The organism is Curtobacterium sp. C2H10 (assembly GCF_025407985.1).
In the GTDB taxonomy this organism is placed as follows: domain Bacteria; phylum Actinomycetota; class Actinomycetes; order Actinomycetales; family Microbacteriaceae; genus Curtobacterium.
In genome coordinates, this window is sequence record NZ_JABXGF010000001.1 from 74,198 (window position 1) to 86,823 (window position 12,626).

The following is a 12,626-nucleotide window of genomic DNA, read 5'->3' on the forward strand; positions in this document are numbered from 1 at the left end:
GTCGCGTGCCCTGGTGGCGACTCCAGGACGGACGGGAGGGACGGTGCGGGCCCGCCCCGTCCCTCCCGTCCGTCGTCCGGTCACGTCGCGGACGGCACGCCACCCGGGTAGACGACCGACTTGAGCGACTCGGGGTCGGTGTCGCTCTCGAGGGCCTCGCGGACGTCGCCGAGGCCGAAGCGACCCGTGACCAGCGAGTCCAGGTCCACCTGTCCCGACGCGACCAGCTCGATCGCGACCGGCCACGTGCCGGTGTACCGGAAGATCCCGGTGACGGTGACCTCGAGGTTCTGGATGTGCTCGACCGGCAGCGTCATCTCGGAGTTGCCGAGCCCGACGAGGACGGCGGCCCCGGCCGGTCCGACGGCCTTGATGCCGTCGGAGACGGCCCGCGGTGCACCACTGGCGTCGATGAAGGCGTCGAACGGCGGCAGGTCGGACGCCACGGAGACCACGGTGGGGTCGACGGTCTCGGTCGCGCCGAAGGAGAGCGCACGCTCGCGGCGCTCCGGGACGAGGTCGCTGATGACGATCCGCGAGGCGCCGAACGCCCTCGCGGCCTGCGCGCAGATGATGCCGATCGGACCGGCCCCGGCGATGAGCACGCTCGACCCGGGGACGATCCCGGCCTTGCGGACCGCGGCGATGCCGACGGAGAGGGGTTCGAGCAGGGCTCCGGCCTCGAACGACACCGAGTCGGGCAGCGTGTGCGCGAACTCGGACTCGATCGTGACGAACTCGGCGAACGCCCCGTCCACCGGCGGCGTCGCGTAGAAGCGCATGTGCGGGCAGAGGTTGTACCGCCCGGCGAGGCACTGGGGGCAGCGGTGGCACGGTCGCTGCGGCTCGATCGCCACGCGCTCCCCGACGCGGGACGGGTCGACGCCCTCGCCGACCGCGGTGATCGTGCCGGAGAGCTCGTGGCCGAGCACGAGGGGCTCCTCGACGACGAAGTCCCCGATCCGGCCGTGCCGGTAGTAGTGCACGTCGGAGCCGCACACGCCGACCGCGGCGACCCGGACGAGGACGTCGCCGGGGTCGACCGCGGGGACGGGGCGGTCCTCGACGGTGAGGTCCTGGGTGCCGAGCAGCACGCTGACGCGCTGGGTGGAGGTCATGCGGTTCTCGCTTCCTCGGCCGCGTCGTCGCGGCCGGACGGATGGGTGGTCGTGGGGGTGGGTGTGGCTGTGGCTGTGGCCGACACCGCGTCGGTGATCCGGTCCGGGTCGCGCAGCAGTGCGCCGAACGCGATCTCGGCGGCCCCGTGCTCGAGCACGTCGGACCCGAGCGCGGCCGGCACGATGCGGAGCCGGTCGGCGGTCCCGGTCATCGACTGCGCTCGGACGTCGTCGAGGATCCGGTCGCCGACGTGGTCGAGCAGCACGCCGAGGAAGCCGCCGAGCACGACGACCGACGGGTTCACGGTGTGGATCGCGTTGCGGAGGGCCGTGGCGAGGGCGGTCACCTGGCGGTCCACGACCCGTTCGACCTCGGGTCGGCCCTCGGCGAGCGCCGCGGCGAGGGCGACCAGGTCGTCCGGAGCGGTCCCGGCCGCGGTCGCCAGGGCGTCACGGGAGGCCTCGGTCTCGAGGCAGCCGACGGCACCGCAGTGGCACCGGATGCCGTTCGCCGCGACGAAGGTGTGTCCGAGCTCGCCCGCGTACCCGTCGGCACCGCTCAGCGGACGGCCGGCCGTGATGACCCCGCCGCCGATGCCGCTCGCGCCGCCGTTGAGGTACACGAGGTCGTCGACGCCCCGGCCGCTGCCGGCGAGCCGTTCCGCCCAGGCGCCGAGGTTGGCGTCGTTCGCGGCCCGCACCGGCAGTCCGGTCCGTTCGGCGAGGGGCTCGGCGAAGGGCGCGTCGTGCCAGCCGAGGTGCGGTGCGTACTGGACGGTCCCGTCCTCCACCCGGACCGTCCCGGGCACGGCGACCCCGATCCCGACGAGCCGGAGCGTCGCGGTGCCGGCCGACCCCGGACGGATCCGGTCGAGCAGCCCGGCGACGGTCTCGACGGCCTCCGCGGGCGTGGGCGGACGGTGCTGCGGTTCGACGAGGCGGCTCCGCACCGTGCCGTCGAGCCCGACGAGGGCGACCGAGACGGCGTCGACCTCGACCGTGACGGCGGCGGCCACGACGTCCGGCGCGGCCCGGACGACCGGACTCGGCCGCCCGACGCCGGTCCCCGGTGCCCCGGCGGCGGGGAGGTCCTCGTGCAGGAGGCCGCGGTCGACGAGTTCGCCGACGAGCGCGAGGGTCGTCGAGCGGTTCAGGCCGGTGCGCCGGGTGATCTCGGCGCGGGTGATCGGCCCCTCCTCGTGGACGAGCCGGAGGACGCGCGCCGCGTTGCCCGGCGCGGGCGCGGGCGCAGGCGTCGCGGCGGTCGTGCTCGTCATCGGTCCCTCGTCGTGGTCGGTGGGCGGGTGGTGGCGGCGCGCTACCGCGACCGCGAGAACGCCGCGTCGAACGCGGCCTCGGGCGGCGCGATCGTGCCCAGCTTCCGGACGAACGCCAGTGCCTCCGGCCCGCCGACGAGCCGGTCCATGCCGGCGTCCTCCCACTCGACGCTCGTCGGCCCGGCGTACCCGATGTGGTTCAGCACGCGGAACACCCGCTCCCACGGCACGTCCCCGTGCCCGGCGGTGACGAAGTCCCACCCGCGCCGGGGGTCGCCCCACGGCAGGTGCGACGACAGTCGTCCGTTGCGCCCGTCGAGCTGCTTCACCGACTCCTTGCAGTGCACGTGGTACACGCGGTCGGCGAAGTCGAGCAGGAACGCGGCGGGGTCGAGGTCCTGCCAGACGAAGTGCGACGGGTCGAAGTTGAACCCGAACGCGGGGCGGTCGGCGAACACCTCGAGCGTCCGCTTCGCCGTCCAGTAGTCGTAGGCGATCTCGGAGGGGTGCACTTCGAGCGCGAAGCGGACGCCGACCTCCTCGAACACGTCGAGGATCGGCGACCACCGATCGTGGAAGTCCTGGTACCCGGCGTCGATCATGGACGCGGGCACGGGCGGGAAGCCGGCGACGGTCTTCCAGATCGAGGATCCGGAGAACCCGGTGACGGTGTCGACCCCGAGCGCCGCGGCGGCACGCGCGGTCCACTGCAGTTCCTCGGCGGCACGCTGCCGGACGCCCTCGGGGTCGCCGTCGCCCCACACGTGCGGCGCGAGGATGTCCTCGTGCCGCTGGTCGATCGGGTCGTCGCACACGGCCTGGCCGGTGAGGTGGTTCGCGATCGTCCAGACCTGCAGGCCGTTGCGCTCCAGGATCGCCGTGCGGTCCGCGACGTACGCGGGGTCCGTCGCGGCGCGGCGGACGTCGAGGTGGTCGCCCCAGCAGGCGATCTCGAGGCCGTCGTACCCCCACTCGCCGGCGAGACGTGCGACCTCCTCGAAGGGCAGGTCGGCCCACTGGCCGGTGAAGAGGGTGACCGGCCTGGAGGCGCGGGTCGTCCCCGCCTCGTCGGTTCCGTCCGTCGTCGTCATCGTCGTCGTCCTTCCTCGCTGCGTGTGCTGGTCACCATGATCCCGGGGTCGCGCCGGCGGGGACCGTCTCCGGCCGGTCGACGCGGGACGCCACCGTGACGACGGTGTGCTCCCGCGAGGCGGTCTGGACGGCCTCCATGACCTCGAGCACGTGGAACGCGAGGTCCCCCGACGCCCGGTGCGGCCGGTCGGTCGCGATCGCGTGCGCCATGTCCGCGAGTCCGTACCCGCGGCCGGCGTCGGCGTACCCGGCCGACACGGGCAGCTCGCGCCACTCGCGGTCGTCGGCCGTCGCGATCGACACCGGGTCCGAGAAGCGGTTCGGGTCCGGGACGGCGAGACTGCCCGCGGTGCCGTGCACCTCGAACAGCGGCGCCCGGGTCGCCCACACCTCGAACGAGACGGTGACCGTGGAGACGACTCCGCTGGCGTGTTCGAGCACGGCGACGACGTGGGTGTCGACGTCGACGGGGATCGGTGCGCCGGCGAACGGCCCGGTCGCGATGGTCCGCTCACGGGTCGACCGGGTGGCGCTGCCGCTGACCCGGGCGACGGGGCCGAAGAACTGCACGAGGCTCGTCAGGTAGTACGGCCCCATGTCGAGCAGCGGGCCGCCGCCGGGCTGGTAGTAGAACGCCGGCGCCGGGTGCCAGAGTTCGTGCCCCGGAGCGCTCCACGACACCGCGGCACCGACCGGGTCGCCGATCAGCCCGTCGTCGAGTGCTGCGCGCGCGGTCTGGATCCCCGTCCCGAGCACCGTGTCCGGCGCGCTGCCGACCCGCAGGCCCGAGCGTGCGGCCAGTTCGAGCACCGGTGCGGCCTCGGCCGTCGCGAGTGCGAGCGGCTTCTCGCCGTAGACGTGCTTGCCGGCGTCGAGGGCCCGGGTGGCGACCTCGGCGTGCGCGGCCGGGATCGTCAGGTTGAGCACGACGTCGACGTCGTCCGCGGCGAGGAGCTCGTCGACGCTCGTGCCCCGGACGCCCTGGGCGTCGCCCACCGACCGGGCGCGGTCGACGTCGAGGTCGGCCACGGCGGTGAGCGCCAGGCCGGGCAGCGCCGGGAAGTGCTCGAAGTACTGCTGGCTGATGTTGCCGACACCGACGACACCGACCCGCAGTGCCGGACCGTTCACCGGGCTGCCCACAGGAGTCCCCTCTCGATGATCGTGCGGAGCGGCTGCGACTCGACGACCTCGAGCCGGTGCCCGGGTGCCGAGACGAACACGCGTCCCTCGCCCCACTGCCGGGTCCAGATCGCCGGCGCGGTCACCGGACGGTTCCAGGCGTCGAAGTCCCGCGCCTCCTGCGTGGTCGTCGCCAGCACGTCGTTGTACTCGTCGGAGAGCACCCAGTACTGCTCGGTCACGAGGTCGAAGTCCTCGATGCCCTGCGTGATCGGGTGCTCGTGCCCGAGGTCGGTGATGTGCACCGTGTACGGGATGTAGTTGTCGGACTGCTCGCCGGTGCGCTCCGACGGGTGCTTGCCCGCGTGGTGCGCGAACTGGCCGCCGATCATGTGGAGGTAGTCGGCGGTGTTGCGGAACGCGTCCGCGATCCCGCCGTGCCAGCCCGCGAGGCCGGCGCCGCCGAGGACGGCCCGCTGCAGCCCGGCGAACTCGTCGTCGGCGATGGTGGACATCGTGACGACCTGCACGATCAGGTCGACGTCCGCCATGACCGACTCGTCGGCGTACACCGCGGTCGAGTCCGACACCTGCACGTCGAACCCGTTGTCCCGCAGGAACGGCACGAACGCGTCGGTGGTCTCGACCGGCATGTGCCCGTCCCACCCGCCGCGGACGACGAGGGCGTGCTTCGTCGGAGCCACTCAGATCACCGTCCAGGCGCTGCCGTCGGCGGCGCTCCGCTCGACCGCGTCGAGGACCCGCTGCACGTGCAGCCCGTCCTCGAACGACGGCGACGGGTCGGTGCCCGCGACGATCGCCTCGACGAAGTCCTTCACCTCGTGGCTGAAGGTGTGCTCGTACCCGATGAGGTGCCCGGTCGGCCACCAGGCGGCCATGTACGGGTGCTCGGGCTCGGTGACCAGGATCCGTTGGAAGCCCTGCTCCCCCGCGGGTGCCGTGGCGTCGTAGAAGCGCAGCTCGTTCATCGACTCGAGGTCGAACTGGATCGCACCCGCCGACCCGCTGATCTCGAGCGTGAGGCCGTTCTTCCGGCCGGTCGCGTAGCGCGTCGCCTCGAACGTGCCGATCGCCCCGTCGGCAGCGCCACCGGCGAGCCGTCCGAGGAAGAAGGCGGCGTCGTCGACGGTGACCTGCCCGCGTTCGGTCGAGGCGGTGCCGGACAGCCCGACGCCCTCGGCCATCAGCGGACGTTCGGTCACGAAGGTCTCGAGGGTGCCGGACACGGTCGACAGCTGTGCGCCCGTGACGTGCTCGACGAGGTCGATCGCGTGCGCGCCGATGTCACCGAGCGAGCCGGAGCCGGCGAGCGCCTTGTCGAGCCGCCACGTCATCGGGCCGTCCTCGTCGGCGAGCCAGTCCTGCAGGTAGAGCGCGCGGACCTGTCGGACGGTGCCGAGCCTCCCGTCCTCCACCAGCCGCTTCGCGAACGCGATGGCGGGCACCCGGCGGTAGCTGAAGCCGACCATCGCGCGGACGCCGTCCGCCCGTGCGGCGGCGGCTGCCGCGGTCATCGCCTCGGCCTCGGCGACGGTGTTGGCGAGGGGCTTCTCGCACAGGACGTGCTTGCCGGCCTCGAGCGCCGCGATCGCGACCTCGACGTGGGACGAGCCGGGCGAGCAGATGTCGACGACGTCGATGTCCGGGTCGGTGACCACGGCGCGCCAGTCGGTGGACGCGGCCTGCCAGCCGTACTGCTGCCGCGCCGCCTCGGTCCGTTCCGGGTCACGGCCGACGATGACGGCCATCTCCGGTTCGACCCCGAGGTCGAAGAACCTCGGTGCGGTGCGCCACCCCTGTGAGTGCGCGGCTCCCATGAAGCCGTGGCCCACCATGGCCACTCGAAGTCGGTCCTGTGCCATCCGCTCGCTCCCTTGCGATCACGTCCTTGCCAGAGTCAACACTACCGCTTATGTTGGGCGCGGCAACATTTTGTTTCGACGACGAACGGTGACCACCATGGCAACGACGCCCACCCGTGCAGACAAGTTCTCCTTCGGTCTCTGGACCATCGGCTACAACGGATCCGACCCCTTCGGCGGCCCGACCCGCCCCGCCCTCGACGTGGTCGAGGCCGTCGAGAAGCTCGACGAGCTCGGCGCCTACGGCCTGACCTTCCACGACGACGACCTCTTCGCGTTCGGCTCGACCGACGCCGAGCGCCAGACGCAGATCGACCGCCTGAAGGGTGCTCTCGACGCCACCGGCATCGTCGTGCCGATGGTCACGACGAACCTCTTCTCCGCCCCGGTGTTCAAGGACGGCGGCTTCACCTCGAACGACCGCCAGGTGCGCCGGTTCGCGCTCCGCAAGGTCCTGCGCAACATCGACCTCGCCGCCGAGCTCGGCGCGTCGACGTTCGTGATGTGGGGCGGCCGCGAGGGTGCCGAGTACGACAGCGCGAAGGACGTGCAGGCCGCGCTCGAGCGCTACCGCGAGGCCGTGAACCTCCTCGCCCAGTACGTCACCGACAAGGGCTACGGCATCCGGTTCGCCATCGAGCCGAAGCCGAACGAGCCCCGCGGCGACATCCTGCTGCCGACCCTCGGCCACGCGATCGCGTTCACCGAGACGCTCGAGCGCCCGGAACTCTTCGGCATCAACCCCGAGGTCGGCCACGAGCAGATGGCCGGGCTGAACTTCACGGCCGGCATCGCCCAGGCGCTGTACCAGGGCAAGCTCTTCCACATCGACCTCAACGGTCAGCGCGGCATCAAGTACGACCAGGACCTCGTCTTCGGGCACGGCGACCTGCAGAACGCGTTCTCGCTCGTCGACCTGCTCGAGCACGGTGCGCCCCAGGGCGGCCCGGCGTACGACGGCCCCCGCCACTTCGACTACAAGCCGAGCCGCACCGAGGACATCACGGGCGTCTGGGACTCCGCGGCCGCGAACATGCGCATGTACCTCCTGCTCAAGGAGCGCGCGCAGGCGTTCCGCGCCGACCCCGAGGTGCAGGCAGCGCTCGAGGCCTCGAAGGTCGGCGAGCTGTCGACGCCGACGCTCAACGACGGCGAGTCGTACGACGCGTTCCTCGCCGACCGCTCCGCGTACGAGGACTTCGACGCCGACGCGTACTTCGGCGGCAAGGGCTTCGGCTTCGTGAAGCTGCAGCAGCTCGCCATCGAGCACCTCATGGGCGCTCGTGGCTGACCTGGTCGCAGGGGTCGACTCGTCGACCCAGTCCTGCAAGGTCACGATCCGTGACGCCGCGACCGGCGCCGTCGTCCGGGAGGGACGCGCGTCCCACCCGGACGGCACGTCCGTCGACCCCCGCCACTGGTGGGACGCGCTCGGCACCGCCGTCGCGGACGCCGGCGGGCTCGCCGACGTCGGTGCCGTTGCGATCGCCGGGCAGCAGCACGGCATGGTCGCGGTGGACGCGGACGGCCGCGTGGTCCGCGACGCGCTGCTGTGGAACGACGTCCGCAGTGCCGACGCGGCCGCACAGATGGTCGCGGAGCTGGGCCAGGAGGCATGGGTCGCCCGCACGGGTCTGGTGCCGGTGGCGTCGTTCACCGGTACCAAGCTGCGGTGGCTCCGCGACGCGGAGCCCGAGAACGCCGGCCGGGTCGCGGCCGTCGCCCTCCCCCACGACTGGTTGTCGTGGCGGCTGCGCGGGTACGGTCCGGCCGACGAGAGTCCGCTCGGTCCCGACCTCGACGCCCTCGCCACCGACGGCTCCGACGCCAGTGGCACGGCCTACTGGGACCCGGTGCGGCGCGAGTACGACGCGGAGCTGTTCGAGTCGGCGCTCGGACGACCGATGCGCGTCGCCGGTGCCACGGGTTCCGCGGACTCCGTCGTCGTGCCGCGGGTCGTCCTGCCCGACGAGGCGATGGGCACGCTCACCGCGGACGTCCAGCTGCCGAACGGCGCCGTGGCACCCTCGGGGCTCCTCGTCGGCGCCGGACTCGGCGACAACGCCGGGGCAGCGCTCGGCCTCGGACTCGGCCCGGGTGACGTCGCGGTGTCCCTCGGCACGAGCGGCACGGTCTTCGGGGTCACCGACGCCGAGGTGCGCGACCCGAGCGGGACCGTGGCGGGCTTCGCCGACGGGAGCGGGTCGCGCCTCCCGATCGTCACGACGCTCAACGCGGCGCGCGTGCTCGAGGTGATCGGCGGCCTGCTCGGCGTGGACCACGACGCGCTCGGCGAGCTGGCGCTGCAGGCGCCGGCGGGTGCCGACGGGCTCGTGCTCGTGCCGTACTTCGTCGGCGAGCGCACGCCGAACCGACCGGACGCGACGGCTTCGCTGCTCGGCATGACGCCGGGGACGACGGACCGGGCGCACCTCGCCCGGGCCGCGGTCGAGGGGATGCTGTGCGCGCTCGCGGACGGCCTCGCGGCGGTCGAGGGCACCGGTGTCACCGTCGAGCGGCTGTTGCTCATCGGCGGTGCCGCGCGCAACGAGGCCGTGCGGGTCGTCGCTGCGCAGGTGTTCGGCCGGGACGTCCTCGTGCCGGAGCCGGGCGAGTACGTGGCGGCCGGCGCGGCGAAGCAGGCGGCGTGGGTGCTCACCGGGAGCCTGCCGGCGTGGGAGACGGCGACCACGGTCGTGGCCGGCGACCCGCACCCCGAGGTGCTCGAGCAGTACCGGGCTGCCGCGCGCTGAGCGGCTGCCCGTCCGTCCGTTCGTCCGTTCGTCCGTTCGTCCGTTCGTCCGTTCGCGGACACTCCCGCCCCCGACGCCGTCCACCACGGCGTCGGGGGCATCATCGTCCCCGGAGGAGACCACATGCCGTACACCGACCTGCCCCTCGACGCCCTGCGCGCCTACCGACCCGACGTCCGCCGGCCGGACGACTTCGACGCCTTCTGGGCCGACACCGTCGCCGACGCACGGGCCGCCGGGTCGGGCACCGACCCCGTCCTCGCCGCCGCCGACACCCCGGTGACCGGACTCGTCATCGAGGACCTCACCTTCCCGGGCTTCGCCGGCGACCCCGTCCGGGCCTGGGTCTCACGACCGGTCGACGCCGCCGGGCCGCTGCCGGTCGTCGTCGAGTTCCTCGGCTACAACGGCGGTCGCGGGCTGCCGGGCGAGCGGGTCTCGTGGGCCCTCGCCGGGTACGTGCACGTCGTGATGGACACCCGCGGCCAGGGCAGCGGGTGGGGATCCGGCGGCGACACCCCGGACCCGCACGGCTCCGGCCCGCACATCGGCGGCTGGATGACGAGCGGCATCGGGTCCCCCGCCGACCACTACTACCGGCGCGTGTACACCGACGCCGTCCGACTCGTCGACGCCGTCCGCTCGCTGCCGGGCGTCGACCCGGACCGCATCGCGCTGACCGGCGGGAGCCAGGGCGGCGGGATCACCATCGCCGCGGCCGCGCTGGTCGAGGCGCACGTCGGACCGATCACGGCGCTCCTGCCGGACGTCGCGTTCCTCAGCGACTGGGAGAACGGCACCGCCGTCGCCGTGGGTGGTCCGTACCTCGAGCTCGCGCGGTACCTGTCGGTGCACCGCGACGCGATCGACACCGTGTGGGACACGGCCGCGTACTTCGACGGGGTGCACTTCGCGGCGGGGATCACCGCGCCGGCGCTGTTCTCCGTCGCGCTCATGGACGACGTGGTCCCGCCGCGGACGACCTTCGCGGCCTACAACGCGCTCGGCTCGGTGGACAAGGCGATCGAGGTGTACCCGTACAACGGGCACGAGGGCGGCGGGTTCGCGCACTGGGAGCGGCAGGTGGCGTTCCTGCGCGAGCGGGGCTGAGCGGCCGGGCGACGCGCGGGTCAGTACCAGCGGCGGACGAACTGCTCCAGGACGTTCTTCACGACCTGGACGGGGCCCGGCGCGGGCTCCCCGCTGTCGCGGCCGATCCGGCGCAGCAGGGCGGCCTGGGCGTCCTCGTACTCGGCCACCTCGTCGGCGGAGTAGTCCGACGGCGGGACGGTCCGGATGGCACTCACCGCTTCGAGCCGCTCCAGCCCCCACCGGAACCCGACCGGGTCCGGCGCCGCTTCGACGAGCGCCACGAGGGCTGCGTCGGAGTAGGTGCCCCGGGGGTCGGCTGCGGCGGAGATGAAGTCCGTCAGCCCGCGGAGCGCCGGCCCCGACCCGCCGGCTCGCATGTGCACGCGCCGCGCTCGGCTGCAGAGGTCGTAGAGGAGTCCGTCGTCCACGGACCGAGCGTGGCACACCGGAGTGCCTCCACGCCACCAGGACTGGGTACTCCCCCGTCGGGCGTCGCGCTCCTAGGCTCGGTCGCCGTGACCGACATCGCTCCCGGAGCCCACGTGCCCGCCACCCGACCCGACGCCGCGCCGACCGCGGGTGCTCCGACCGCGGTCGCTCCGCTGAGCCTCATCGCGGTCGTGGCCATCGCGCTCGCCTTCGTCGCGCCGATCGGCGGGGTCGTCGTCGGGTTCATCGCCCGCCGTGAGGTCCGCCGCACCGGCGAGCGCGGCGACGGCCTCGCCTTCGCGGCGGTGCTCATCGGCGCGACGCTGACGCTCGTCACGGTCGTGCTGCCGGCCGCCGTCGCCGCGTCCGGCTTCCTCGGGTTGGGCGTGCCGTTCGGCCTCGGCCTCGGCCTGCCGTTCGGCGCGGGGTCCTGACCGTCAGCTACCGACGAGTGACGTGACCGCGTCGACGACGATCTGCCGTCGCCGCGCCGGCACCACCGCGCGCGTCAGGGCCTCGGACTCCGCGGAGGCCTCGCTCCAGAACGCCGCGAGGTGCAGCACGAGGCCGAGCAGCACGGCGGGTCGGTAGCTGCGCGGCAGGACGCCGGCCCGCTGCGCCCGCTCGACCTCGGCGACCATCGTGGTCCGGCGTTCGACGATCGCCTCGAGCGGAGCGGCCGACGCGCGCTCGAGCCGGTGCCAGGTCGCCAGCCGCTGGGCCCAGGGCCGCTCGGTCCACGAGTCGTGCAACCGGCCGGCGAACCCGGGCAGGTCGTCGGTGTCGAGCGGGACGAGGTCGAAGGTCTCGGCGACGGTCTGCTCGACGAGCGCGTCGAACAACCCCTCCTTGCTGCCGAAGTAGTGGAAGACCTGCGCCTTGTTGCTCGACGCGGCGGCAGCGATCCGCTCGACCTTGCCGCCGACGAGCCCCGCCGTGGCGAACTCGTCGCGCGCGGCGAGCAGGAGGCGTGCGCGGACGGCGTCGGCGGCTGGGGGCGTGAATCGTGCCATGCCGACCACCGTACCGATCCGGACGGTCGTCCCGGGGCGTCAGGGACCACCGTCCCCGCGGATCAGGACGACGCCACAGTGACGAACAGGTACACGGCGAGCGCGACCGAACAGCACGCGATCGCGACCCGGAGGACCCCGTGCGGCACTCGCCGGGCGACGGTCGGTCCGACGAGCCCGCCGACCACCGCCCCCGCGCCGAGGGCCACGGCGGCGGACCACACGACGTGCCCGGACACCGCGAACACGACCGCCGGCAACAGGTCCGCGGCGAGGAGCAGCACGTTCTTCACGGCGTTCGCACGGTGCAGGGACGACTCCCCGGTGAGCAGCAGCACGGCGATCATGAGCACACCGGACCCGGCGCCGAAGTACCCGTTGTAGACGCCGACCCCGACGATCCCGGCCGAGGCGGCGGCGCCGCGCCCACCCGCGGCGTCACCGGCGGCCCGTGCACGACGACGGTCGATGAGCGGCTGCAGCAGCAGGAGCAGTCCCCCGGCGCGCACGAGGAACGGGACGATGCGGTCGAAGAGGTGCGCCGGTGTGACGACCAGGAGCACCGCGCCCGCGAGCGAGGCGGCGACGGTCGTCGGCATCCAGCGACGCAGGACCGCGGGTTCGGCGCGCACCTCGTGACGAGCCCGGAACGCGGAGCTCGCACCGCTGCCGATGAGCGCGACGGAGTTCGTGACGTTCGCGGCGAGCGGTGGAACCCCGACGGCGAGCAGCGCCGGGTAGGCCACGAGCGAGGTGATCCCGCCGGCGGTGCCGATCACCCCGGCCACCACGCCCGCGACGACGAGGATCCCGACGGTCAGCACGCTCCATGCTGACACGGCGCGGT

13 protein-coding genes are annotated in these 12,626 nt (G+C 73.4%); 4 read left to right on the plus strand and 9 right to left on the minus strand.

Annotated elements, in window-relative coordinates:
* Positions 1 to 80: 80 nt before the first annotated feature.
* From HWD93_RS00340 to HWD93_RS00365, 6 genes are read right to left on the minus strand one after another with little or no spacing between them, the layout of a single operon-like run.
* Entirely contained in the window at positions 81 to 1,118 is a 1,038-nt protein-coding gene (locus tag HWD93_RS00340) for an NAD(P)-dependent alcohol dehydrogenase (protein ID WP_261645687.1), read from the minus strand.
* On the minus strand, positions 1,115 to 2,395 hold the full coding sequence (locus HWD93_RS00345) for an ROK family transcriptional regulator (RefSeq protein WP_261645688.1): 1,281 nt from the start codon (positions 2,393 to 2,395) through the stop codon (positions 1,115 to 1,117). The genes HWD93_RS00340 and HWD93_RS00345 overlap by 4 nt, the downstream gene beginning before the upstream one ends.
* Before the next feature lie 41 nt (positions 2,396 to 2,436).
* On the minus strand, positions 2,437 to 3,486 hold the full coding sequence (locus tag HWD93_RS00350) for a sugar phosphate isomerase/epimerase (protein WP_070416804.1): 1,050 nt from the start codon (positions 3,484 to 3,486) through the stop codon (positions 2,437 to 2,439).
* A 31-nt stretch (positions 3,487 to 3,517) separates the two neighbouring features.
* Positions 3,518 to 4,630 (minus strand): Gfo/Idh/MocA family protein, encoded by a 1,113-nt coding sequence (locus HWD93_RS00355; protein WP_071295274.1) that lies wholly within the window; start codon positions 4,628 to 4,630, stop codon positions 3,518 to 3,520.
* On the minus strand, positions 4,615 to 5,262 hold the full coding sequence (locus tag HWD93_RS00360; protein WP_070419197.1) for a ThuA domain-containing protein: 648 nt from the start codon (positions 5,260 to 5,262) through the stop codon (positions 4,615 to 4,617). Before HWD93_RS00360 ends, HWD93_RS00355 begins: the two co-directional genes overlap by 16 nt.
* Before the next feature lie 51 nt (positions 5,263 to 5,313).
* Positions 5,314 to 6,492: a Gfo/Idh/MocA family protein gene (locus tag HWD93_RS00365; RefSeq protein WP_071295275.1), complete on the minus strand. Its 1,179-nt coding sequence runs from the start codon at positions 6,490 to 6,492 to the stop codon at positions 5,314 to 5,316.
* A gap of 97 nt (positions 6,493 to 6,589) precedes the next feature.
* Here HWD93_RS00365 and xylA point away from each other — a divergent pair, with 97 nt between their 5' ends.
* The 3 genes from xylA (at position 6,590) to HWD93_RS00380 (ending at position 10,355) form a co-directional block, all read left to right on the plus strand.
* Positions 6,590 to 7,783, plus strand: coding sequence for a xylose isomerase (gene xylA, locus HWD93_RS00370; protein WP_092384350.1), 1,194 nt, complete (start codon positions 6,590 to 6,592; stop codon positions 7,781 to 7,783).
* Positions 7,776 to 9,245, plus strand: coding sequence for an FGGY family carbohydrate kinase (locus HWD93_RS00375; protein ID WP_261645689.1), 1,470 nt, complete (start codon positions 7,776 to 7,778; stop codon positions 9,243 to 9,245). Before xylA ends, HWD93_RS00375 begins: the two co-directional genes overlap by 8 nt.
* Positions 9,246 to 9,368: 123 nt before the next feature.
* A complete protein-coding gene (locus HWD93_RS00380) occupies positions 9,369 to 10,355 on the plus strand; it encodes an acetylxylan esterase (protein ID WP_261645690.1) in 987 nt (328 codons plus the stop codon).
* A 20-nt stretch (positions 10,356 to 10,375) separates the two neighbouring features.
* Here HWD93_RS00380 and HWD93_RS00385 read toward each other — a convergent pair whose 3' ends face one another.
* Positions 10,376 to 10,765 (minus strand): hypothetical protein, encoded by a 390-nt coding sequence (locus tag HWD93_RS00385; RefSeq protein ID WP_175495961.1) that lies wholly within the window; start codon positions 10,763 to 10,765, stop codon positions 10,376 to 10,378.
* Between the two features lie 87 nt (positions 10,766 to 10,852).
* Between HWD93_RS00385 and HWD93_RS00390 the strand changes: the two genes are divergently transcribed.
* Complete coding sequence (locus tag HWD93_RS00390) at positions 10,853 to 11,200, plus strand: DUF4190 domain-containing protein (RefSeq protein WP_261645691.1); 348 nt, start codon at positions 10,853 to 10,855, stop codon at positions 11,198 to 11,200.
* 3 nt (positions 11,201 to 11,203) lie between these two features.
* Here the strand turns inward: HWD93_RS00390 and HWD93_RS00395 are convergent, their stop codons facing one another.
* On the minus strand, positions 11,204 to 11,779 hold the full coding sequence (locus HWD93_RS00395) for a TetR family transcriptional regulator (protein WP_261645692.1): 576 nt from the start codon (positions 11,777 to 11,779) through the stop codon (positions 11,204 to 11,206).
* Positions 11,780 to 11,841: 62 nt separating this feature from the next.
* Positions 11,842 to 12,603, minus strand: coding sequence for a sulfite exporter TauE/SafE family protein (locus tag HWD93_RS00400; RefSeq protein ID WP_261645693.1), 762 nt, complete (start codon positions 12,601 to 12,603; stop codon positions 11,842 to 11,844).
* Positions 12,604 to 12,626: the final 23 nt, after the last annotated feature.